Origin of the sequence: Mesorhizobium sp. 131-3-5 (assembly GCF_016756575.1) — a bacterium.
Classification (GTDB): Bacteria; Pseudomonadota; Alphaproteobacteria; order Rhizobiales; family Rhizobiaceae; genus Mesorhizobium; species Mesorhizobium jarvisii.
Genome location: NZ_AP023254.1, coordinates 4421076 through 4442983, shown reverse-complemented (window position 1 = coordinate 4442983; position 21908 = coordinate 4421076). Strand labels below are relative to the sequence as shown.

Below are 21908 nucleotides of genomic sequence, written 5' to 3'. Positions count from 1 at the left end.
TGTTAAGCCTTGGAGCTTCCCGTCTTTTTGTTTTTGTCAACGATCCGGAACGAATGGCTGCCCCAGTGATGCCGGCGTGTTCATCATCGTCAGACGCTTGTTGCGCGAGATTAGAACGAGAACCACGACGGTTGCCAGATAGGGCAGAGAAGAAAGCATCTGCGAGGGCACCGGAATGCCAAAAGCCTGTGCATGAAGCTGGCCGATCCACACCGCGCCGAAGATGTAGGCACCGGCCAGCACCCGCCATGGCCGCCACGAGGCGAACACCACCAGCGCCAGCGCGATCCAGCCGCGGCCAGCGGTCATGTTCTCGACCCATTGCGGCGTGTAGACCAGCGACAGATGGCCGCCGGCGAGACCGGCGCAGGCACCGCCGAAGATCACCGAGAGATAGCGGTAGCGGATGACCTTGATGCCGAGCGCATGCGCCGAGGCATGGCTGTCGCCGATCGAGCGCAGCGTGAGGCCGGTTCGCGTCTTGAACAGGAACCACATGACGGCGGCGGTCAGCACGACCGAGATGTAGAACACCGGATCCTGGCCGAACAGCAGCTTGCCGACAACCGGGATGGAGCTCAGGCCGGGAATGTCGAGATTGGGCAGCCTGACGCCGGGCTGGCCGACGAAGCTCGTGCCAATCATGCCGGAGAGGCCGAGGCCGAGCAGCGTCAGCGACAGGCCGGTCGCCACCTGGTTGGTGGCCAGCGACAGCGTCATGACGGCAAACAGCAGCGAGAACAGCGCTCCCATGGCGATCGCCGCCAAAAGGCCGACCCAGGGCGAGCCGGTCAGATAGCCGGCCCCGAAGCCGCCGACCGCACCCATGATCATCATGCCCTCGACGCCGAGATTGAGCACGCCGGAGCGCTCGACCACCAGTTCGCCGATCGCCGCGATCAACAGCGGTGTCGCCGCCGTTGCGATGGTCAGGAGGATGTTGACGGTGATGTCCATCAGCGGGCTTCCTTCAACTTCGGTGCAGCGTCGAGCTTTGCCGCGCCTTCTTGTTTCGTCAGCGCCAGGCCGATCAGGCGGATGCGGTAGTGGATGAGCGTGTCGCAGCCGAGCACGAAGAACAAAAGCATGCCCTGGAACACCCGCGCCACCTTGTCGGAAATGCCGAGCGCGCTTTGCACCGCCTCGCCGCCGAGATAGGTCAGAGCCAGAACCAGGCCTGCGGCGATGATGCCGAGCGGATTGAGGCGGCCGAGGAACGCCACGATGATGGCGGTGAAGCCGTAGCCGGGAGAAATCACCGGCTGCAATTGCCCGATGGCGCCGGAGACTTCCGAAATACCGGCAAGGCCGGCCAGCGCGCCCGACAGCAGGAAGGCGAAGAACACCATGCGGCTGAGGCCGAAGCCGGCGAAGCGCCCTGCCCGTGGGCTGGAACCCAGCACGCGCACCTCGAAGCCCTTGAGCATGCGCCCCATCAGGATCCAGATCAGCACCGCGGCAACCAGCGCGAAGACAAAGCCCCAATTGGCGCGTCCGGCGTCCGGCATCAGTTCCGGCAGCACGGCGGAGTCGCCGAACTGGATCGTCTGCGGGAAACCATGGCCCTGCGGATCGCGCCAGGGGCCGCGAACCAGCCAGTCGAGGAAGAGCTGGGCGACATAGACCAGCATCAGGCTGGTCAGGATCTCGTTGGTGTTGAAGCGGGTCTTCAGAAACGCGGGTATCGCCGCATAGGCCGCGCCGCCGACCATGCCGAGCAGAAGCATCAGCGGCAACACCAGCGGGCCTTCGAATTGCGGAAACAGCACCGGAATGGCCGAGCCGAAGATGGCGCCGAAAATAAACTGGCCCTCGGCGCCGATGTTCCAGATGTTGGCCTTGTAGCAGACCGACAGGCCGACCGCGATCAGGATCAGCGGTGCCGCCTTGATCGCCAGTTCATGCAGCTGCCAGACCTGGCTGATCGGCTCGATGAAGTAGATCCGAAACGCGGTCAGCGGATTGACGCCGAGCAGCGCGAACATAATGGCGCCGGCGATGATCGTCAGCGCGAAGGCGATGAACGGCGACAGGGCCGAAAATAGCGCGGAGCGCTGCGGGCGTTTGACGAGTTCGAGGCGCATCATGCCGTCTCCAGCGTATGTTCGGCGTGGCCGGGCTCGGCGCCGCCCATCAGCAGGCCGACCTTCTCGAAGGTTGCTTCGGCGATCGGCATCGGCTTGGACAATTCGCCATTGTGCATGACTGCGATCGCGTCCGAAATTTCGAACAGCTCGTCGAGATCCTGGCTGATCACCAGCACCGCCGATCCGCTCCGCGACAGTTCGATCAACGCCTGCCTTATGTGGGCTGCGGCGCCGGCGTCGACGCCCCAGGTCGGCTGGTTCACCACCATGACGCTGGGCCGGCGGTCGAGTTCGCGGCCGACGATGAATTTCTGCAGGTTTCCGCCCGAAAGTGCCGCAGCTTCCGGATCCGGCGCGCTCTTGCGCACGTCCATCGCCTCGATGATGCGTTGGGAGGCAGCGTAAATGGCGCCGCTCTTGACCATTCCACCGGTGCCGACAAACGCCTTGCCGTCCGTGGCATGGCGCGACAGCAAAAGGTTTTCCGAAAGTTTCATGCGCGGCGCCGCACCATGGCCGAGGCGCTCTTCCGGCACGAAGGCGGCACCCAGCAACCGCCGTCCGGTTATGGTGAGCCCACCCGCATCCTTGCCGCGGATGCGCACCGAGGCGACGTCCTGCTGCAACACTTCGCCGGAAACGGATTCGAAGAACTCACCCTGGCCGTTGCCGGCGACACCGGCAATGCCGATCACCTCGCCGGCACGGACATTGAGGCTGATGTTCTTGAGCGGAATGGAGAACGGCGTTGCCGGCTTGCGGGTGAGGCCGCGGACTTCAAGCAGCGGCTGCGCGGTCTCGATCCCCTCGACCGGTGCACGCACCACGGCCTGCACCTCGTTGCCGACCATCATGCGGGCGAGCGAGGAGGCTGTCTCCTCGCGCGGGTTGCAATGGCCCACCACCTTGCCGTGCCGCAACACGGTGGCGCGGTCGCAGATGCGTTTGACCTCTTCCAACCGGTGCGAAATGTAAAGGATCGATTTGCCTTCCGAGCGCAGCCGCTCCAGTGTCTCGAACAGCTTGTCGGCTTCCTGTGGCGTCAGCACCGAGGTAGGCTCGTCGAGGATGATGAGCTGCGGCGTCTGCAGCAGGCAGCGGATGATCTCGATGCGCTGGCGTTCGCCGACCGACAGGTCGCCGACCAGCGAGTCCGGATCGAGCGGCAGGCCGTAGCTGTAGGAAAGCGCCCTCGCCTTTGCGGCGATGCTGCTGATCGGCGAGCCGTCGTCCAGGGAAAGCGCGATGTTCTCGGCCGCGGTCAGCGCCTCGAAGAGCGAAAAATGCTGGAACACCATGCCGATGCCGAGCTTCTTGGCGGCACCCGGGCTGGTGATCCGCACCGCCTGGCCGTTCCAGAAAATCTCGCCGGAATTGGGCTCCAGCGAGCCGAACAGCATCTTGACCAGCGTCGATTTGCCGGCGCCGTTCTCGCCGAGCAGCGCGTGGATTTCACCTTTTGCGATGTTGAGATCGATATGGTCGCACGCCGTCAGCGTGCCGAATATCTTGGTCAGGCCACGAACCTCGAGCAGGTTCGCCCCATCATGATTTGCACTCACAGTGCCTCCCATCTGGTTCACCAGATATGTTCTGTGTTCCCGCAAGCATGGTAGGCGCCGCTGGCTCTCAACGGAAAGCGGCACGCGTCTTGAAAGAGCTTCAAGAATTTCAGCGGAAATTCAAGGGATAGCAAGCCCGGCGGGACTAAGGGATGAGAATGGTCGTCCCTGTTGTCCTGCGCCCCTCGAGGTCGGCATGCGCCTTGCCCGCATCCTTCAGCGCATAGCGCTGGTTGATCTGGATCTTGACGGCGCCACTGAGCACCACGTCGAACAGCGCGGCAGCGGAGGCGTCGAGATCCTCGCGCTTGGCGTTGTAGACGAACAGCGTCGGCCTTGTGGCGAACAGCGAGCCCTTCTGCGCCAGCAATGACATCGAGAAGGGCGGGATCGGTCCCGAGGACTGACCGAAGCTGACGAACATGCCGAGAGGCTTGAGGCAGTCGAGCGAGGCCGGGAATGTATCATTGCCGACCGAATCGTAGACGACATCGCATCTCTTGCCGCCGGTGATGGCCGCGACGCCGGCGACGAAATCCTGCTCCTTGTAGTTAATGACATGGTCGAAACCGTGCGCCTTGGCGAGTTCGATCTTGTCGGTCGAGCTTGCCGTGCCGATGACGGTTGCACCGAGATGTTTCGCCCATTGGCCGAGAATGAGCCCGACGCCGCCGGCAGCGGCATGGAACAGGATCGTGTCGCCCGCCTTCACCTTGAAGGTCCGGCGCAGGAGATATTCTGATGTCATGCCTTTCAGCATCATCGCGGCCGCCTGCTCGTCGCTGATGCCCTCGGGAATCTTGACCACGAGGCTTGCGGCGATAACGCGTTGCTCGGCATAGGCCCCGACATTCGTCGAATAGGCGATCCGGTCTCCTGGCTTCAGCCAGTCGACGCCCTCGCCGACCTCCTGCACCACGCCGGCGGCCTCGCTGCCCGGAATGAGCGGAAAACCTCCGGGCGGCGGATAAAGGCCGGAGCGATGATAGACGTCGATGAAGTTGAGGCCGATGGCCGTATGCCTGACCAGGATCTGTCCGGAACCCGGCCGGCCGGGACCGGCGTCCTCATAGGTCAGAACTTCCGGGCTGCCATGGGCGTGGATGCGGATCGCTTTGGACATGGATTGGGATTCCTGTGGGAGCGGCTGGTCAGGCCTTTTTGGCGCCGAGATTTGGAAAGAACTGCATGATGCCACCGATACAGGCCAGGTAAAGCCCGGTAATGGTGATGCCGATCTTGATGAAGGTGCTGACCTGTGCGCCCAACACACCGATCTGGTCATAGAAAGCGGCAAGCGCCGCCTGTGCGAGGGCAAGCGCGCCGAAGGCGCACCACAAAAGGGTCATTGTGAGATTGATGGGCCGCAGTCGCACGACCCGCACCGGATGAATGAAATTGATCGGGATGAAGGTCAGAATACCGGCCACCACCACCACCGCGAACGACACCCATTGGCCGGGCTCGATGACGAACAGCGTGAACACCACCATGTTCCAGACCACGGGGAAGCCCTTGAAGAAATTCTCCTTCGTCTTCATGCCGGTGTCGGCATAATAGATCGCGCTGGAGACAACGATGATCGCCGCCGACAGGAACGACAGACCCTCGCCCATGAAGCCGCGCTGGTAGAGCGCGAAGGCCGGGATCAGCACATAGGTCACGTAGTCGATGATGTTGTCGAGGAGCTCGCCCGACCAGGTCGGCAGGATTTCCTTGACCTCGAGCTTCCTGGCGATCGGCCCGTCGATGCCGTCGACGAACAGCGCCAGTCCAAGCCACCAGAACATTGCCGTCCAGCGTTCCTCACTCGCCGCCACCAGCGACAGGAAGGCAAGGAACGAGCCCGACGCCGTCAGCAGATGGACCGAGAACGCCCTCGCCTGCGGCCAGGTGACCTTCTTCTTCGGTCGCGGAATCCGATCCGTGATCTTCTTGGCGGCTCTCCGTGCCGCCATGTTCCTGGCCGATGTGTTCTTGCTCACGGGCCCCGCCAATCCAGCTTGCAGATTTCGGCCGATCGGCCGGCAAAATTCCAGTTGCGGCCAAAGGCTCGCATCTTGCTCTTGTCGGACCTCGCCACGATGATCTCCGGTGCAATCCAGTATTCCGAATTGGTGATCACCGTATCCCTCTCGCGATCCTTGCCCGCGATTGGCGTGACCGCGCCATCGATGATCTTCGGTATCTGGAAGATACGCGTCTTGTCCCGTGTCTCATAGGTGATCGGCACCTGTTCCACACCCAGGAATTTTCCGACCAGGATCGACAGCAGCGATGTGGTTCCGCCGGCCTTGCCGGTGAAGATCTTCGTCAAGGCCTTGATCGCGTAGACCGAGGCGCGTTTGTCGATGAAGAGGCCGGCGGTCCAGTTGCCGCGGCTCATGTAACCGGGGATTTCCATGATCAGCCCGAGGTTGAGGCCGGACAGGTCGATCTCGCCGAAATGGCCGGCATCGATACGGAAACCCGCCCAGGTCTGGCAGTAGCCCTCGGTCGGAGGGTGACTGCCGAGCGACAGCACGCAAGGGCAAAAAACCGTGCAATTGCAGGAGAGTACGAGCTCTCCTTTCATTGCCCAGCCCTGATCTGTCATTGAATTTCCCCCACTCACAGCGAGACTACTAGCAGCGCGGCTGCCCAGACAAGCAGTATCGCACCGGCCAGCCGGGTTGGAAGACGGCCCGTGGTCTGTTTTTCAATCAGGGTGAACACGCCGATCAGCGCCATCCAGAAGATGTTCATCACGCCGACTGCGAACATCACCAGCATCAGCGCCCAGCAGCATCCGAGGCACCAGATGCCTTGCGCCGCACCAAGCCGGAAGACGCGGACGGGTTTGGCGCTCCAGTTCGAAAACAGGATCGAGAACGGGTTGCGGCATTTCTTCAGGCAGGCCTTCTTGAGGCCGCTGAACTGGTAGAGGCCTGCAACCAGCAGTGTGAGCGCCCCGGCAAGGCCAAGCAGCGGATCGTAGATCTCGCCGGACGCGGCGAATCCATGCACGCAGAGCGTCAGCGCCGCAAACAGCATCGAGGCGGCGAGCCAGACACCGAGATAGCCGGCAACCAGCACCAGCGGATGGACGACCGGCTCGCCCTTGAGCCGGGCCGTATCGGCGATCTCGCAATAGGTGCGGATCATCGGCGCCGCCGACGGCAGCATCGCGGCGATCGCCATCAGGAACCACATCAGGATCAGCGCCAGGGCACGCGGGACGATGCTTGCATCCAGCGGCGCCGGCGACAGGCAGAGCGCGAAGAACCGCTCCAGGAAATCGGGCAGCGGCAGCTGCGGCAGGCCGCGCAGAAGTGTGTCGCCGGGCGCACTGCCCCAGGCCTCGGCGCCGCGAATCGCCATCGTTGCCAGCGACGACCATGCAAGCAGAATGCTGGCGCCGACGACGATATTGACCGTCAAACGTGGGTGGCGCGCAATATCAGCCGTGGCGCGGCCGGCGCGGTCGAGATGGCTGAAATCGTCCTGGGGGCCGGTCATGACACCCGAATGAGCCGAATCGCCGCGTTGATCAAGCCGCATGAACTGACCTATATGCTTCTCGACTGGCAGGTCTGGTGACCCGCCTCGCATCGCAGTCCGGAAACCGATCTTGGAGCATCAGGAAACAGCGCGAATACTGATTGCCGGCACCGGACCGGCAGGGCTGATCGCGGCGCTGGCTTTCGCCGATGCCGGCTTCCCGGTGACGCTGGTCGGGCCCGAGGCGTCGGCCCCCGATGGCCGCACCACGGCGCTGATGAACCCTGCCCTGAAAGTGCTTGAGCGGCTCGAGGTCCTCGAAGCCATCAGGCCCAAGGCCGCTCCCTTGAAAGTCATGCGCATCGTCGACGCGACCAGCCGGCTGATCCGCAGCCCCGTCGTCACCTTCCGCGCCAGCGAGATCGATGAGGAGCAGTTCGGGCTAAACCTGCCCAACAGCGTCCTTGGCCCGGCGCTTGCGGACAAGGTGGCCGCGCATTCCGGGATCGAATGGCGCAGGTCGATGGTGAAGACCTGGCACCTCGATGTCGATCGGGCTCATGCCGTTCTCGCCGACGGCAGCGAGATTGGCGCTTCACTGGCGGTCGCCGCCGATGGTCGCCAGTCGCCTGCGCGCGAGGCGGCGGGCATTTCGACCGGTTCGCACGCCTATCCGCAGGCCGCACTCGTGCTTAATTTTGGCCATAGCCGTGAGCACGCCTCCACCTCGACCGAGTTCCACACCGAAACCGGTCCGTTCACTCAGGTTCCGTTGCCCGGTAATCGCTCAAGTCTCGTCTGGGTGGTGAAGCCCGAGAACGCCAAAGAGCTTGCCGCCCTGGATGATGCAACGCTCTCGTTGCGGGTCGAGCAGCAGATGCAGTCGATGCTGGGTCGGGTGACAGTGGAGCCGGGCCGCCAGATCTACCCGCTTTCGACCGTGACGCCCCTGCGTTTCGCACGAGACAGGGTGGCGCTTATCGGCGAAGCCGCGCATGTGTTCCCGCCGATCGGTGCGCAAGGCCTCAACCTTGGCATCAGGGATATTGACGATCTGGTTGGAATTGCAAAAGAAAATAGCGGAGATCCAGGCGCGGCCAAGGCCCTTGCCGCCTACGATTTCAAGCGCCGGCCCGACATTCTGGCGCGCAGCAGCGCGGTCAACCTGCTCAACATGTCGCTGCTTTCCGACATGCTGCCGGCGCAGATGGCACGCGGCGCCGGTCTCGGCGTGCTCGGCGGCTTTGCACCGCTGCGCGCCTTCTTCATGCGCGAAGGGCTCCGCCCCGGCAGTGGTTTTGCAGCACTCGCGGGCGGCCTGCGAAAACCCATGCGGCAGCAGTAGCGATTTGGCGGATTTTATCGCGACGTCGCGACATCAATCAAAACCTTTGCGTCGCATTCTGCGTAGCTTGAAGGCGCTCGAACGCTTCGGGATTGAATTGACTCGGAGTCTGCGCCAAATAAAGTCAAGGAATTCAGTGGTGAGTACGATGAAAACGGCCAAATTCGCGATCGGACAGGTGGTTCGCCACCGGCTGTTTCCGTTTCGAGGCATCATTTTCGACGTCGACCCCCAATTCGCCAACACCGACGAATGGTACGAAGCCATTCCCGCCGACGTGCGGCCGCGCAAGGATCAGCCATTCTACCATCTGCTCGCCGAGAATTCGGAAACCGAATACATCGCCTATGTGTCGGAGCAGAATCTCCTCGAGGATCGGTCGGGCGAGCCGGTCCGCCACCCGCAGATCAAGGAGATGTTCGACAAGAGGCCGGACGGGCGTTACGAGCCGAAACGCCAGTCCAGGCACTGACCTTGCGGCATTCTGGTCGTCGGTCAGGAAAATCCAGGCCAAGGCCGGACACGAAAAAAGCGGGGCATGACCCCGCTTTTTCTTTGACTCGAGAATGGCCGAGCCGGCGATCAGTTGGCGGTCTTGGCCTTGTCCTGCTCATCCTTGAGCTTCTTGGCGAAGTCCTGGTTGTTCTTGGCGACGAAGTCCTGGAGCTTCTTCTGCCGGTCCTCGATGTCCGACTGCTGCAGCGGCGGACCGTCATAGGCGCCGCTGAAGCCCTGGAGCGCGATCTTGATCGGGTTGGCCTGGTTCTGGAAATTGATCGAGGTCAGCGTGATCCCCTGACCCTTCTTGAACGAGGCGACGAGCTGGTCGGTCAGCGGCACTTCGGCCACGCAACGATCCGGGAAGCAGATGACATAGTCGAGCTTTACGGCCTTGCCGGTGTCGATCTGCAGGCCGATGCCGGGAGGTACCAGGCGACCGGTCGGGACCGTCACCTGAAACACCTTGCGGTTCACCTTGCCCTTGAGCTCGATCAGGCTCACACCGGTGACGAGCTGGCCGTTGCCGGCCGTGACGATGTTCTGGACGTTGCAGATATCGACGTCTTCCTGCTTGGTGCAGGCCTTGAACCAGCCCTGTGGAATCTGTTGCTGCTGCTGTGCGGAAGCAGAGGGAAGTCCTGCGCCCAGAAAGCCGACCACGCCCGCGGCCATGACCGAAAGGCGGTACGCATTGCTGTTCAGGCTCGTCATGTCGTGCACTTCCTCTCAAATGATCCCGGAACCGGCTTCTCTATGCCGTGTGGTCCAGCTACCTGTTGCCGAAATGAGGCAACAGAATGACTTCGGACGGCGTGTTACACTGCAAGCGGTGCCGAATCCAGCCCCGCCCACTTGTAATTCTTGATGACACGATTGGCCGGCAGGGACCTGCCTCATGCTAGGGTGCGCACCGAATCATCAAGCCGACCTGTTAAGGAGACGGTCATGGGCCGCGTTCTTGTTTGGCTGATCACCGCGATATCGCTTTTCACCCTTTCGCTGCGGCCGTCCATGTCGGAACCGAAGCATGCCATCGCCATGCAGGGCGAGCCGGCACTGCCGCCCGACTACACCCATTTCGACTACGTCAATCCCGATGCGCCGAAGGGTGGCAACATCACCTATTGTGTTGTCGGCAGCTTCGACAACCTCAACCCTTTCATCCTGAAAAGCCTGCGCACGACGGCGCGCGGCATGATGGATCTGACCTACGGCAACCTCGTTTTCGAACCGCTGATGCAGCGCAACTACGACGAGGCCTTCAGTCTCTATGGACTGCTCGCTGACAGCGCGGACATGGATTCCGAGCGCAAGTCGATCGAGTTCCATCTCAATCCCAATGCAAAGTGGTCGGACGGCGAGCCGGTGACGCCGGAGGATGTGCTGTTCACCTACGACGTCTTCACCGACAAGGGTCGCCCACCCTACAACGCACGCATGAGCCTGATCGCCAAGCTTGAAAAGACCGGCGATCACAGCGTGCGCTTCACCTTCAATGACAAGGCCAATCGCGAAACGCCCATGATCATCGCGCTGACGCCGATCCTGCCGAAACATGCCTTCGACAAGGAGACTTTCGACAAGACAACGCTGAAGCCGCTGATTGGCAGCGGACCATACACCATTGCCCAGGTGGCGCCGGGCCAGCGTATCGTGTTCAAGCGCAACCCCGATTATTGGGGCAAGGATGTCCCGGCCAAGCGCGGCTTCGACAATTACGACCAGATCACCATCGAATATTTCCTCAACGCCAACGCCAAGCTCGAGGCTTTCAAGAAAGGCCTCTGCGCCATCGACGACGACGGCGATCCGGTCAAACGGGAGCGCGATCTGGACTTCCCGGCGTTCCATAGGGGGGACGTGGTTTCTGAAACCTTCGACACCGGCATTCCGCCCGTGGTGACCGGTTTCCTGTTCAACACAAGGCTGCCGAAGTTCTCCAATCCGGTGGTTCGGCGCGCGCTCGGCATGCTTTACGACTTCGAATGGGCGAACAAGAACCTGTTCGGCGGCAAATACACCCGCACGATGAGCTACTGGCAGAACTCGGAACTTTCCGCGCTCGGCCATCCGGCCGACGACAGGGAAAAGGCCTTGCTCGCCCCCTACCCCGGCCGTGTGCCGCCCGATGTCATGGACGGCACCTGGAAACCGCCCGTGACCGACGGTTCAGGTCAGGACCGCAAGGTGTTGAAGACAGCCTTCGATCTCCTGAAAAGCATCGGTTACCACGTCCAGGACGGTACGATGCTCGATCCCGACGGCAAACCTTTCGCATTCGAGATCCTGACTGCTTCGCAAGACGAAGAGCGCCTGGCCGGTATCTATCAGCGCACACTGGAGAAGATCGGCATCAACGTCAGCATCCGTAGCCTCGACGGCGACCAGATCCAGTCACGCAAGCAGCGCTTCGATTTCGAGGCTCTGATCGGATCGAGCGGCTTCAACAATTCACTGTCGCCAGGCTTCGAACAGCTCGGGCGCTGGAGCTCCGAGGCGGCCAAGGCCGAAGGCTCGTTCAATCTCGCCGGCGTTGCCGATCCGGCAGTCGATGCGGCGATCGACGCGATGCTGCGCGCCCGCTCGAAGGAGGATTATGTCGCCGCCGTTCGCGTTCTCGACCGGCTGCTGATCTCGGGCAATTACATGGTGCCGATGCAGTACAACACGCAGCAGTGGCTTGCTTACTGGAATTATCTGGAACATCCGAAGAAGACGCCCATATTCGGTTATCAGCTGCCGACATGGTGGCGCAAACCGAACTGAAAATCCGGAGATCGAGATGAGCGAAGCGAACGCCATAACCGTCGATGTGGTGTCGGATGTCGTCTGCCCATGGTGTTTCATCGGTCAGAAGCGGCTGGACAAGGCGGTTGCCGCGGCCGGCGACGTCGATGTGCATATACGCTGGCGGCCGTTCCAGCTCGATCCGACCATTCCGCCGCAGGGCAAGGACCGCCGGGAGTATATGCGGGCCAAGTTCGGCAGCGATGAGCGCATTCGCGAGATTCATGCCCGCATCGAGCCGCTTGGCGAGGCAGAGGGCATTTCCTTTGCCTTCGATGCCATCAAGGTGGCGCCGAACACGCTCGATGCGCACCGCCTGATCCGTTGGGCGGGTGCTGCCGGTGAAGCCGTGCAGAACAGGCTGGTCCGTCGCCTGTTCCAGTTGAATTTCGAGGAAGGTGTCAACATCGGCGACCATGCCGTGTTGGTCGAAGCCGCCCGCGAGGCCGGCATGGATGCGTCGGTGGTCGCCACGCTCTTGCCGACCGACGCCGATGTCGAGGCGGTGCGCACGGAGATCGCCACGGCGTCGCGCATGGGCATATCGGGCGTGCCGTGCTTCCTGCTTGAAGGCAGATATGCCGTGATGGGCGCCCAGGACGTCGACACGCTGGCCGATGCCATCCGCCAGGTGGCGGCGGCAAAGGCAAGCGGCGAATTGGACAAGGTCGGCTGAGGCCGGTCATTCCTTCACCTGCGACAAGACCGTTTCAGGTCACTTCTCGGCTCCCGGAAAGGCCGATCGCGGCAGGAATCAGACGTCAAAGGACGGCCGGTTTTCGGGAATTTGGTTAGCCCCAACAAAAAATCGGCTCGCCGGACAAGCCAAAATGAGTCACGAAATCGTGTGGACGCCTTCCCTAAGGGAAGGTTGTGGCTCACCGCGTCGTAGCCAAGTAACCATCTGACATTGTTATGTTAAATCGCCTTCCTGCCGGCTTACGCGAAGCACTTGGAAGCCTGCTCTGTTGCCTTCCCGACACGGCCGGATCTTCAAATATCGCTGACCCCCTATAAAAATTAATGGAAAATGATCAATTGGTGTTACCATCCGTAACAAAACAAAAAAGGTTTGGGCGGGATCGTGATTCGGATCGGCAGACGATCGCAGGAGTCAGTACCGGATAGACTACACCGCGGCGCCGCAGGGCGGTCGCATTTGACGCCGGTATCCTCGATGCGCAGTTTCTGGGGGCTGATGAAGGCCTACTGGTTCTCCGAGCGCTGGAAGGAAGCCTGGACGCTCACCATCGTCATCGCTCTGCTGACGGCGCTTTCCAGCAAGGCCGGCGTCTGGTTTGCCCTGGCATTGGGCGAGTTGGGCAATTCGATTGCATTCTTCCACGATGCAGCCAATACCAGCCCACTGCAGGCAATTCTGACCAATGCCGGCATATTGGTTCTGCTGGTCGTGCTCAAGGATGCCGGCTTCACCGGCGTGCGTGGTCTTGTCTCGGCAACCCTGCACCGAAAGTGGCGTGGCTGGCTGAATAGCCAGTTCAACGAGGCTCTGCTCGACGGCAATCATACCCACTTCCATGCTCAGCATGGTTCGGCGGCCGGCGATATCGTCGCACCCGACAACATCGACCAGCGCATCCAGGAATCGATCAAGGACATGACGGGCGGGGCGATCGGTCTCGCCATGGGCGTTCTGGGTGTCGCTACCTCGCTCTATTTTATCGGCGAAAATCTGATCGGATCCTCGGTTGAGGTCAAAGGACTGGAGTTCCTCGGCAGTTATGGCAGCGCAGTGCTGGCCTTCCTCGCCGTCGCCATTTACGTGCCGCTGAACACTTGGATTGCGGTCAAGCTTGGCCGCTTGCTCGAGCGGCTCAATATCCGCATGCAGCAGGCCGAGGGCAGCTACCGCAGTGAACTGACGACGTTCCTGCGCCGCAGCTTCCATGTCGCCGCCTCGCATGGCGAAGATGTGCAAAAGTCGATGCACGACAAGCTCTACGTCGATATCGACAAGACCTGGGGCAAGCTCAATGTCGTCAACAATAGCTACACGTCGTTCGAGCTGATCTACAACTTCCTCGGCGCCCGGATCGTCGCCTATGGTCCCGGTCTGGTGTCGTTCATACACAATCGCTTGGACTACAAGGGCTACATCACCGGCTCCGAAATGGTCGCCCAGCTGATCAGCCAGTGCTCGTGGTTCATCCATGTCATGCCCGCCATCGCCACGCTGCGCGCCAACAGCCAGCGTGTCACGGAACTGGCAAACGCGATCGAGAGCGTCCAGCATCCGCAGGCGTTCTACAGCCAGACCGGCCAGTCCGACTTCCACTATGCCAGCCAGAACCCGGTGTTCGGTCTGACCATCCAGAAGCTCGAACTGGCGCATCAGGGCGAGGACGCGACACCGTTCCTCAGCGCCGCCAATTTGCGCTTCCGGCGCGGCGAGTGGACATTCCTGAAGGGCGAATCCGGTTGCGGCAAGACATCGCTGGTCAAGGCGATCAACGGCCTCTGGCCCTACGGCCGCGGCACCATCGTCTTCCCCGATGGGGTGAAGAGTTTTTATGCCGCCCAGGAGATCAAGCTCCAGCAGGTGTCGCTGAAACAGCTGGTCTGCCTGCCGGGCTCCGAGCACGACCACGGCGATGCGCAGGTCGCGTCCGCGCTGCACAAGGCCGGCCTTGGCGACTTCATCGAGCATATGGCCAATGAAAGCCGTGAAGGCAAAAGCTGGGATCAGGTCCTGTCGGGCGGCCAGAAGCAGAAGCTGGTGGTGGCCCGCATCATCCTGCAGCAGCCGGGGCTGCTGTTCCTCGACGAGGCGACCGGCGCCCTTGACCCGGAAGGCAAGATTGCCTTCCATCAGGCGATCAAGGACAACTGCCCCGATGTCACGGTGATCAGCGTCATGCACGAAGCGGTGGCGCCACGATCGGCTGCCGGCACCGAGTTCTATCATTCGATCGTGTTGATCGCCGACGGCGTCGCCACCAAGAAGCCGCTGGTTCCGACCCTGCCGGTCGAACTCACCACGATTCTGACCCAGCCACGTCCGGTCGAGGACAAATGGCTGCGTTTCTCACGTCGGCTGAAGCAGAAATAACGTTGGTTTCACGGCGACTTGCCGGGCACCGCGGCAGTCGGCGATCACAGTATCGCGATCGGAGCCATCAGGCGCCGTTTTCCTCACTCACCGCGATTGACTCGGCAAGGCGCGCTCCTATGTTGCGCCGGCTTGCTGATAGTCAAACGCGAACCCGCAAGCGGAAAGGTCACCGCGCCATGCCTGGCGACAGTATTAGTCGAACGCAACCGCCGTCCGCCTAGACGTGACCTGAATGGTTCATGTCCTGCCGGACGGCAAGGAGTGAACCATGAACGATTTTTCCCCCGTAGCGGACGACGAGGCCGTCGCCATCGCCCGCATCCTTGCAAACGACCATGTCGCCGACGTGGTCGAGGCGCTCAACCACGAATCGCGCGAAACCGCGACTGATCTGCTTTGCGCGGTACCCTTCGAGCGCCTGGTCGAGATCTTCGACCAGCCCGAACTCGACGGTGCGCCCGAACTCGCGGAAGCCCTGCCCCGTGCCAAGGCAAGCAAGCTGCTCACCGCCATGTCGGTCGACCGTGCGGCCGACATACTGCGCGAGCTCGATGAGCCGGCACGTTCCGAACTGCTCGGCGCACTGGCGCCGCCACTGCGCGCCACCCTGTTGTCCATTCTGGGCTATCCCGAAGGCAGCGCCGCATCGATCATGACGACGGAGTTCGTCAGCGTTCCCTCTGACTGGACCGTCGGGCGCACGCTGGACTACATCCGCAAGGTCGAGCGGACGCGCGAAACCGTCTACGCGATCTACATCGTCGATCCGCAAACGCACCTCCTGGTGCGGTCGACCGGCCTGCGCCGACTCATCACCGGTGAGCCGGACGACCCGATCCTGTCGGTCGCGCCGGACCGTGTGCCGGTGACGGTCACCCCGCTGACCGATCGTGAAACCCTGGCGCAGACGATCTCCAAATACGATCTGCTCGCCTTGCCTGTCGTCGACCACGGCAAGATTCTCGGCATCGTCACCATCGACGACATCATCGACACGATGATCGAGGAAACGACGGAGGATGTGCATCGCTTCGGCGGCATGGAAGCGCTCGACGAGCCCTACATGAAGATGAGCTTCCTCTCCATGATCAAGAAGCGGGGCGGCTGGCTGTGCGCGCTGTTCATCAGCGAGATGCTGACCGCCAACGCCATGCAGAGCTACGAGGGTGAGTTAGAGAAGGCGATCGTGCTCACCCTCTTCATCCCGCTGATCATGAGTTCCGGCGGCAATTCCGGCTCGCAGGCAACCTCGTTGGTCATCCGCGCGCTGGCGCTGCGCGAGATCGGCCTTCGTGACTGGTGGCGGGTGGCGTTGCGCGAGCTACCCACCGGTCTCGTGCTGGGCGCCATGCTTGGCGTGGTTGGCATCTGCCGCATCGCTCTCTGGCAATATATGGGCTTCTACGACTACGGCCCGCATTGGCCGCTGATTGCCGCGACGGTTGGCGCGGCACTGGTCGGCATCGTCACCTTCGGCTCTTTGTCGGGCTCGATGCTGCCCTTCGCGCTGAAACGGGTCGGTTTCGACCCCGCCAGCGCATCGGCGCCGTTTGTCGCCACGCTGGTCGATGTCACCGGGCTGGTGATCTATTTCTCGGTGGCACTGGTGATCCTGCGCGGCACGTTGCTGTAGCCGCATTGCTGTCTCCGCCGCTGGCCATGGCCGGCGGCGGCTTCCGCCTTTCAGGCTTGCCTGCCGTGGATGGTTCCGTCGACCTTGATGGAGCAAACCGCGCCCGTCACTGGACGCGCTGGCCGTCCTTCACGCGGTAGGTCGGCTTGTACATGGTGACGAGTTCTTCCGACGCGGTCGGGTGCACGGCCATTGTGCGGTCGAAATCATCCTTGGTTAGGCCGGCCTTCAGCGGAATGCCGAGCAGCTGCGCCATTTCGCCGGCATCCGGCCCCAATATGTGGGCGCCAAGCACTTTGCGGGAAGCGCCGTCGACCACCAGCTTTATCAGCATCTTCTCGTCACGGCCCGATAGCGTATGCCGCATCGGCCGGAAGCTGGCCCGGTAGATTTCGACATCGGCGAAACGCTTGACGGCTTCGTCTTCCGACAGGCCGACGGTACCGATTTCCGGCTGTGAGAAGACCGCGGTCGCGATCGTGTCGTGATCGGGCGCGGTCGGGTTGCCCTTGAAGGCCGTCTCGACAAAGCACATCGCTTCGTGGATCGCCACCGGTGTCAGCTGCACGCGGTTGGTGACGTCGCCGATCGCCCAGATATTGTCGATGTTGGTGCGGGAGTACTCGTCGACCTTGATCGCGCCGGCCGGGGTCATCTCGAGGCCGATGCCTTCCAGGCCCATATTCTCGGTGTTGGGGATGCGCCCGATGGCCAGCATGACCTGGTCCACTGTCAACGTCTGGCCGCTGGTGAGAAGGGCGTCGAGCCGGCCGTCCGGCCGCTTGTGCACCCGCTCGCTCACTGCATGGCAGAGTATCTTGATCCCCTTCTTTTCCATGGTCTCGTGCAGCGTGCGGCGCAGATCCATGTCGAAGCGGCTGAGGATCTCCTTGCCGCGATAGACCAGCGTGGTGTCGACGCCGAGACCGTGGAAAATGTTGGCGAATTCGACCGCGATATAGCCGCCGCCTTCGATCATGATCGCCTTCGGCAGTTCCTTGAGGTCGAAAGCCTCATTGGAAAAGATGCAATGCTCATGACCGGGAAGCGCTGGGTGGGCCGCCGGACGGCCGCCGGTGGCGATCAGGATCTGGTCGGCGGTGACGGTGCGGTCGTTGTCCAGGAGATGCACCACATGCGGGTCTACGATCATCGCCCGCGAATGGAAGGTCTCGCCGCCGGCGCCCTCGACATTCTTCTTGTAGATTGCCTCCAGACGGCTGATCTCGCGGTCCTTGTTGGCGACCAGTGTCTGCCAGTTGAAACTGGCTTCCGGCACCGTCCAGCCATAGCCGGCGGCATCGGCGAAATGCTCCGGAAATTGCGAGGCGTAGACATAGAGTTTTTTCGGCACGCAGCCGCGGATAACGCAAGTGCCGCCAAAACGATATTCCTCGGCGATGCCGACGCGCTTGCCGAGTGCGGCCGCAATGCGCGCCGCCCTCACCCCGCCGGAGCCGCCGCCGATGACGAAAAGATCATAGTCATAACCGGCCATGAGGCGGCTCCTTGAACGTCGGAAAATGTGAGAGACAGGTAGGCCGCCAAAGGCCAAAAGAAAAGCCCGGACAAGCCGGGCTTCACAGATGGCCGCAAGGCCGCATTTGAAAACGCAGGATCAGTTCTGCGTGCCGTCGGCGGGAGCCGAACCGTCGGCCGGTGCTGAACCGTCTGCGGGCGCGGCGCCATCCGCCGGAGCCGCATTGTCGGCCGGAGCGGCACCATCGGCGGGCGCAGGCGCGGCCTTGGCCTTTGCCTTGGCGGCCGCTGCCAGCGTTTCGCCGACCTGCTGGGCGAGGTCACGGCCAAGGCCGTTCTGCCAGATGTCGGCTGCCTTGACCAAATCACGCGTCACGGTCGGGCCGCTGTCGAGCAGCTTCTTGCCGGAGTCGGAGTTGTAGAAGGCCGCGATATCGTTGAGTTCCTTTTCGGAAAACACCTTCGCATAGGCAAGGGCTGCTTCCTTCTCGAGATCGGCGCGGCGCGAGGCCAGCGCCAGCGCCTTCTCGTTGATCGTCTTGCCGATCAGCTCCTGCATGTCCGGGTTCTTCTGGATGAGCTGCGATTCGAGCGCGGCCGCCGCCTGCGGCAGGATATTGTCGAACGGGTCGGTCGCATGGATCGCCGCGACCGCCGCTCGGGCCGCCTTGAGGTGCGATTCGGTAACGTCCTGCGAGAACGCCGGCGACGACAAGGCGAAAACGGCCGAAGCCGCCAGAACGACGCAAAGGCCGCGAACCCGGTTATGCAACATCATGGTTGGTAGAACTCCCTGGTTTTCGGGCGGCATGGACGGTTTGGATACCGTCGCCGCCGGCGATGATGGCCGCTGACGCCAGCCCGATGAAAAGACCATGCTCGACCACGCCCGGAATGGCGTGGAGAGCATTCGAAAGCGCTCTTGTATCCGGAATGCGGCCAAAAGATGCATCGAGGATAAAATGGCCGCCGTCTGTAACAAAAGCCTGGCCTCCCGTCATCCTCAATGTAATCGGACCGGAAAGGCCGAGCTCCGCAGCCGCCTTGGCTACGGCGATCTCGGTGGCGCGCAGGCCGAACTGGTTGACTTCGATCGGCAGCGGAAAACGGCCGAGCGTCTGGACCATCTTCGACCGGTCGGCGATGACGATCATGCGCTGCGACGCCGCCGCAACGATCTTCTCGCGCAGCAGTGCGCCGCCGCCGCCCTTGATCAAGGTCAGTTCCGGGTCGACCTCGTCGGCGCCGTCGACGGTGAGATCGAGCTCGGGGGTTTCCTCCAATGTCGACAGCGGCACGCCAAGCTCGCGGCAAAGTGCTGCGGTGCGCTCCGACGTCGGCACGCCGATGACAGTCATGCCGGTGGCGACCTTGTCGGCGAGCAGCCGCACGAACTCTTCCGCCGTGGTGCCGGTGCCGATGCCGAGCCGCATGCCGTCGCTGACATGGGCAAGGGCGGCCCGCGCGGCCTCGACCTTCAACTGTCTTGCATCCATGCCGCTTGCTGCCCAGAAACCCGAGTGTTCGGGGCTCCTAGCATTTTTGCCGGCCGGGTCAAAGCTTTTGCCCGTGGTCAAAGCCTTTGACCGTGGTCAAAGCCTTTGGGCACCTATCCACCGCTCTGCTTGCCTTGACGCGCCGCAGCCGCTATCGCCTCCGGATGTATAAACCTGCGCAGGATGGATCATGAGTCGCCCGATCGTCGTGTTCGACCTGGACGGAACGCTGGTTGACACGGCGCCGGACCTGCTCGACAGCCTGAACCACAGCCTGGCCGCCAGCGAACTCACGGCCGTCGACGAGGCCGGCTTCAGGCGCTTCGTCGGCCATGGCGGCCGCGTGATGATAGAGCGGGCGCACGCCGCCCAGCAGCGCTCGCTCGACGTCGCCGAGCATGACCGGTTGCTCAAACTGTTCCTCGATCACTACACCGACAACATCCCCGGCAAATCGCGCCCTTACCCCGGTGTCATCGAGGCGATCGCCCGCTTCGAGAAGGCTGGCTATCTCCTGGCCATCTGCACCAACAAATACGAGGCCAATTCGCTGGCGCTGATCGAAGCACTCGGCCTGACCAGGCATTTCGCGGCCATCGCCGGCCAGGACACGTTCGCGTTCCGCAAGCCCGATCCACGCCACCTGACCGAAACCATCCGGCTGGCCGGCGGCGATCCGCACCGCGCTCTGATGGTCGGCGATTCGCAAACCGACATCGACACCGCCAAGGCCGCCGGCATTCCGGTGGTGGCCGTCGATTTCGGCTACACCGACCGGCATGTCCGCGAATTCGAGCCCTCGGCGGTGATCTCGCATTTCGATGCCCTGACCGTGGATCTGGCGGAGCGGCTGATCCGCGCCGCGGGACACTGAACGGACAGCAGCGAGAATACAGTCGGCACGGCCCCGAAAGGCGCGGAATCCGATCTCTGAAAGAACGCCTAACACCGCCTTGACTTAACCGGCCGGCCTCCCTTATATCGCGGCTCGCTTGGCCTTCGGGCAACGAGCGGGCGATTAGCTCAGCGGGAGAGCACACCCTTCACACGGGTGGGGTCGCAGGTTCAATCCCTGCATCGCCCACCATTTCCCAAATGGTTTTCCAGCCTTAGCCCGTCGACACTCTGTTGGCAGCGGCGCGGCGAATTGCAGCTTGCGCGGACATGGCCGGGCACGCATGGCGTCCATCTGGAACCAACCGCCACGCCAGCTCGTTTCCTTGCGTCGAAACTTGAGGGAAAACCATGTCCAGATTTCTCGTAGCGACCAGCATCGCCGTTCTTCTCGCCGCCGGTCCTGCTCTGGCCGCGGATGACAAGCCGCTGCCGCCGCCCAACGCCAAGAAGCTGTCGGAGATACTCGCCAAGGTCGAGCAGCGCGACGGCTTTCGCTATGTGAAAGAGGTCGACTGGGACAATGGCGCCTATACCGTCACTTATTACACGTCGGACAAGGCGAAGGTCGAAATCACCTACGATCCAGTGACGGCCGAGCCTAAGTAAGAGCTGCCAGCAGAGACTCTCCATTTCGACGGGTCTGCCCATTTTCTCCGTGCACCTGGACGGCCAATCCGATTGCCGCAAATTGTCCATCCTTGGCGTGTGATATGCACGCCAGGCGCGGGCAGCGCCTGTTGGCTTGGGGGTAGTCATGCGATTTTCCGTTCGAACCGATCTCGTGCTCGTCTTAGCCATCGTCCTGGCTGGCGGCATGCTTGCGGCGACTTCGGCGCGAGCGGACGGGCCGTCCTTCGACTGCGCCAAGGCGAGCCTGCCGGCGGAGAAGGCGATCTGCGCCGATCCTCAGCTGTCGGCCATCGATCTGCTGGTCGCCAAGGCCTACAAGGGGTTCGAGCCGGCCTTCGGCGGCGACAAGCGCAAGATCGCCCGCGGGCTGATCGCCGACCGGAACGCCTGCAAGAGCGATACCGCCTGCATCGTCAGCGCGCTGAACAACGCCTTGCAGACCTATGGCAATGCGCCGTCATGGGTACAGGACTACAACATCGCCCTGATCGGCAAGAAGGCTCTGGATACCGCCGCGCGCAATCCCGGCAACAACGATCAGCCCCTGCCCTCGGCCGTCGGGCAATGCGCGTCCACGCATATCAAGACGCTGACCGCGCGGCTTGGCGACGATCCGCTAGAAACCGCCTCGCCCGACGCCGGCAGCGCAGCCACCTTCACCAATGGCGGTGGGGCCGTCTCCTATGATCGCGAACCGGGCCTTGCCGCCTCCAAGGTCGGCGAACCCGTCATGATGTGCCTGATTGCGATTCCCAGGGATTGTCCGAAGGGCGACGACCGTGGCCGGGTCTATTATTCGATCGATCTGGTTGCGAAAGGCTTGTGGGCCTTGCCGGACTCCGAGCATCTGTGTGGCGGCGCCTGATCGGCTCCGCTTCATGTTCGCGAGCCCGCCAAAGCCGCCCGCTCGGTGCCTGCCCTTGCGCTGGATCGTCTTT

The 21908-nt window shown here is 62.4% G+C and carries 20 protein-coding genes and 1 tRNA gene; 10 read left to right on the top strand and 11 right to left on the bottom strand.

Going from position 1 to position 21908, the window contains the following annotated elements; all coding sequences use genetic code 11:
• Window positions 1-36: 36 nt before the first annotated feature.
• The 7 genes from JG747_RS21565 to JG747_RS21535 form a co-directional block, all read right to left on the bottom strand.
• Entirely contained in the window at window positions 37-957 is a 921-nt protein-coding gene (locus JG747_RS21565) for an ABC transporter permease (protein WP_202360012.1), read from the bottom strand.
• The gene (locus tag JG747_RS21560; protein ID WP_202360011.1) at window positions 957-2087 is read right to left on the bottom strand and encodes an ABC transporter permease; all 1131 of its coding nucleotides are present in this window, start codon (window positions 2085-2087) and stop codon (window positions 957-959) included. The genes JG747_RS21565 and JG747_RS21560 overlap by 1 nt, the downstream gene beginning before the upstream one ends.
• Window positions 2084-3661, bottom strand: coding sequence for an ABC transporter ATP-binding protein (locus tag JG747_RS21555; protein ID WP_038646759.1), 1578 nt, complete (start codon window positions 3659-3661; stop codon window positions 2084-2086). The genes JG747_RS21560 and JG747_RS21555 overlap by 4 nt, the downstream gene beginning before the upstream one ends.
• 133 nt (window positions 3662-3794) lie before the next feature.
• Entirely contained in the window at window positions 3795-4772 is a 978-nt protein-coding gene (locus tag JG747_RS21550; RefSeq protein ID WP_202360010.1) for a quinone oxidoreductase family protein, read from the bottom strand.
• Between the two features lie 28 nt (window positions 4773-4800).
• On the bottom strand, window positions 4801-5607 hold the full coding sequence (gene pcsA, locus JG747_RS21545) for a phosphatidylcholine synthase (protein ID WP_027046831.1): 807 nt from the start codon (window positions 5605-5607) through the stop codon (window positions 4801-4803).
• 23 nt (window positions 5608-5630) lie between these two features.
• Entirely contained in the window at window positions 5631-6245 is a 615-nt protein-coding gene (locus tag JG747_RS21540) for a DUF1326 domain-containing protein (protein WP_202360009.1), read from the bottom strand.
• Window positions 6246-6259: 14 nt separating this feature from the next.
• Entirely contained in the window at window positions 6260-7189 is a 930-nt protein-coding gene (locus JG747_RS21535; RefSeq protein ID WP_244748186.1) for a DUF2182 domain-containing protein, read from the bottom strand.
• 70 nt (window positions 7190-7259) lie between these two features.
• Between JG747_RS21535 and JG747_RS21530 the strand changes: the two genes are divergently transcribed.
• Window positions 7260-8474, top strand: coding sequence for a UbiH/UbiF family hydroxylase (locus JG747_RS21530; RefSeq protein ID WP_202360008.1), 1215 nt, complete (start codon window positions 7260-7262; stop codon window positions 8472-8474).
• A 148-nt stretch (window positions 8475-8622) separates the two neighbouring features.
• Entirely contained in the window at window positions 8623-8946 is a 324-nt protein-coding gene (gene hspQ, locus JG747_RS21525; RefSeq protein ID WP_019858091.1) for a heat shock protein HspQ, read from the top strand.
• A 110-nt stretch (window positions 8947-9056) separates the two neighbouring features.
• On the opposite strand, the gene JG747_RS21520 is transcribed toward hspQ, so the two are convergent.
• Complete coding sequence (locus JG747_RS21520; protein WP_027046833.1) at window positions 9057-9686, bottom strand: invasion associated locus B family protein; 630 nt, start codon at window positions 9684-9686, stop codon at window positions 9057-9059.
• Window positions 9687-9920: 234 nt separating this feature from the next.
• On the opposite strand from JG747_RS21520, the gene JG747_RS21515 reads away from it, so the two are divergent.
• From JG747_RS21515 to mgtE, 4 genes are all read left to right on the top strand, one after another.
• Window positions 9921-11741, top strand: coding sequence for an extracellular solute-binding protein (locus JG747_RS21515; RefSeq protein ID WP_202360007.1), 1821 nt, complete (start codon window positions 9921-9923; stop codon window positions 11739-11741).
• 16 nt (window positions 11742-11757) lie between these two features.
• Complete coding sequence (locus JG747_RS21510) at window positions 11758-12438, top strand: DsbA family oxidoreductase (protein ID WP_202360006.1); 681 nt, start codon at window positions 11758-11760, stop codon at window positions 12436-12438.
• 501 nt (window positions 12439-12939) lie between these two features.
• Window positions 12940-14832, top strand: coding sequence for an ABC transporter ATP-binding protein/permease (locus JG747_RS21505; RefSeq protein WP_038646766.1), 1893 nt, complete (start codon window positions 12940-12942; stop codon window positions 14830-14832).
• Window positions 14833-15103: 271 nt separating this feature from the next.
• Window positions 15104-16468 carry a magnesium transporter gene (mgtE, locus tag JG747_RS21500; protein ID WP_038646768.1) on the top strand — a complete coding sequence of 455 codons (1365 nt, stop codon included), beginning with the start codon at window positions 15104-15106 and terminating at the stop codon, window positions 16466-16468.
• A gap of 106 nt (window positions 16469-16574) precedes the next feature.
• Here mgtE and gor read toward each other — a convergent pair whose 3' ends face one another.
• From gor to rpiA, 3 genes are all read right to left on the bottom strand, one after another.
• A complete protein-coding gene (gene gor / locus JG747_RS21495) occupies window positions 16575-17966 on the bottom strand; it encodes a glutathione-disulfide reductase (protein WP_019858098.1) in 1392 nt (463 codons plus the stop codon).
• 120 nt (window positions 17967-18086) lie between these two features.
• Window positions 18087-18725, bottom strand: coding sequence for a DUF2059 domain-containing protein (locus JG747_RS21490; RefSeq protein WP_038646770.1), 639 nt, complete (start codon window positions 18723-18725; stop codon window positions 18087-18089).
• Window positions 18712-19443, bottom strand: a complete 732-nt coding sequence (gene rpiA / locus JG747_RS21485) for a ribose-5-phosphate isomerase RpiA (protein ID WP_019858100.1) — start codon at window positions 19441-19443, stop codon at window positions 18712-18714. The genes JG747_RS21490 and rpiA overlap by 14 nt, the downstream gene beginning before the upstream one ends.
• A 190-nt stretch (window positions 19444-19633) precedes the next feature.
• Between rpiA and JG747_RS21480 the strand changes: the two genes are divergently transcribed.
• From JG747_RS21480 to JG747_RS21465, 4 genes are all read left to right on the top strand, one after another.
• Window positions 19634-20317, top strand: a complete 684-nt coding sequence (locus JG747_RS21480; RefSeq protein ID WP_069092155.1) for a phosphoglycolate phosphatase — start codon at window positions 19634-19636, stop codon at window positions 20315-20317.
• A 138-nt stretch (window positions 20318-20455) separates the two neighbouring features.
• Window positions 20456-20530, top strand: a tRNA-Val gene (locus JG747_RS21475).
• 158 nt (window positions 20531-20688) lie between these two features.
• A complete protein-coding gene (locus tag JG747_RS21470) occupies window positions 20689-20946 on the top strand; it encodes a PepSY domain-containing protein (RefSeq protein WP_019858102.1) in 258 nt (85 codons plus the stop codon).
• A gap of 148 nt (window positions 20947-21094) precedes the next feature.
• The gene (locus JG747_RS21465) at window positions 21095-21835 is read left to right on the top strand and encodes a lysozyme inhibitor LprI family protein (RefSeq protein WP_244748185.1); all 741 of its coding nucleotides are present in this window, start codon (window positions 21095-21097) and stop codon (window positions 21833-21835) included.
• Window positions 21836-21908: the final 73 nt, after the last annotated feature.

Coding starts and splice junctions, on each gene's coding strand:
- gor (WP_019858098.1), bottom strand. CDS start 17,966: ATGGCCGGTTATGACTATGATCTTTTCGTCATCGGCGGCGGCTCCGGC.
- JG747_RS21510 (WP_202360006.1), top strand. CDS start 11,758: ATGAGCGAAGCGAACGCCATAACCGTCGATGTGGTGTCGGATGTCGTC.
- JG747_RS21560 (WP_202360011.1), bottom strand. CDS start 2,087: ATGATGCGCCTCGAACTCGTCAAACGCCCGCAGCGCTCCGCGCTATTT.
- JG747_RS21465 (WP_244748185.1), top strand. CDS start 21,095: ATGCGATTTTCCGTTCGAACCGATCTCGTGCTCGTCTTAGCCATCGTC.
- JG747_RS21535 (WP_244748186.1), bottom strand. CDS start 7,189: ATGCGGCTTGATCAACGCGGCGATTCGGCTCATTCGGGTGTCATGACC.
- JG747_RS21470 (WP_019858102.1), top strand. CDS start 20,689: ATGTCCAGATTTCTCGTAGCGACCAGCATCGCCGTTCTTCTCGCCGCC.
- hspQ (WP_019858091.1), top strand. CDS start 8,623: ATGAAAACGGCCAAATTCGCGATCGGACAGGTGGTTCGCCACCGGCTG.
- JG747_RS21490 (WP_038646770.1), bottom strand. CDS start 18,725: ATGATGTTGCATAACCGGGTTCGCGGCCTTTGCGTCGTTCTGGCGGCT.
- JG747_RS21565 (WP_202360012.1), bottom strand. CDS start 957: ATGGACATCACCGTCAACATCCTCCTGACCATCGCAACGGCGGCGACA.
- pcsA (WP_027046831.1), bottom strand. CDS start 5,607: ATGGCGGCACGGAGAGCCGCCAAGAAGATCACGGATCGGATTCCGCGA.
- JG747_RS21520 (WP_027046833.1), bottom strand. CDS start 9,686: ATGACGAGCCTGAACAGCAATGCGTACCGCCTTTCGGTCATGGCCGCG.
- JG747_RS21550 (WP_202360010.1), bottom strand. CDS start 4,772: ATGTCCAAAGCGATCCGCATCCACGCCCATGGCAGCCCGGAAGTTCTG.
- mgtE (WP_038646768.1), top strand. CDS start 15,104: ATGAACGATTTTTCCCCCGTAGCGGACGACGAGGCCGTCGCCATCGCC.
- rpiA (WP_019858100.1), bottom strand. CDS start 19,443: ATGGATGCAAGACAGTTGAAGGTCGAGGCCGCGCGGGCCGCCCTTGCC.
- JG747_RS21480 (WP_069092155.1), top strand. CDS start 19,634: ATGAGTCGCCCGATCGTCGTGTTCGACCTGGACGGAACGCTGGTTGAC.
- JG747_RS21505 (WP_038646766.1), top strand. CDS start 12,940: ATGCGCAGTTTCTGGGGGCTGATGAAGGCCTACTGGTTCTCCGAGCGC.
- JG747_RS21540 (WP_202360009.1), bottom strand. CDS start 6,245: ATGACAGATCAGGGCTGGGCAATGAAAGGAGAGCTCGTACTCTCCTGC.
- JG747_RS21555 (WP_038646759.1), bottom strand. CDS start 3,661: ATGGGAGGCACTGTGAGTGCAAATCATGATGGGGCGAACCTGCTCGAG.
- JG747_RS21515 (WP_202360007.1), top strand. CDS start 9,921: ATGGGCCGCGTTCTTGTTTGGCTGATCACCGCGATATCGCTTTTCACC.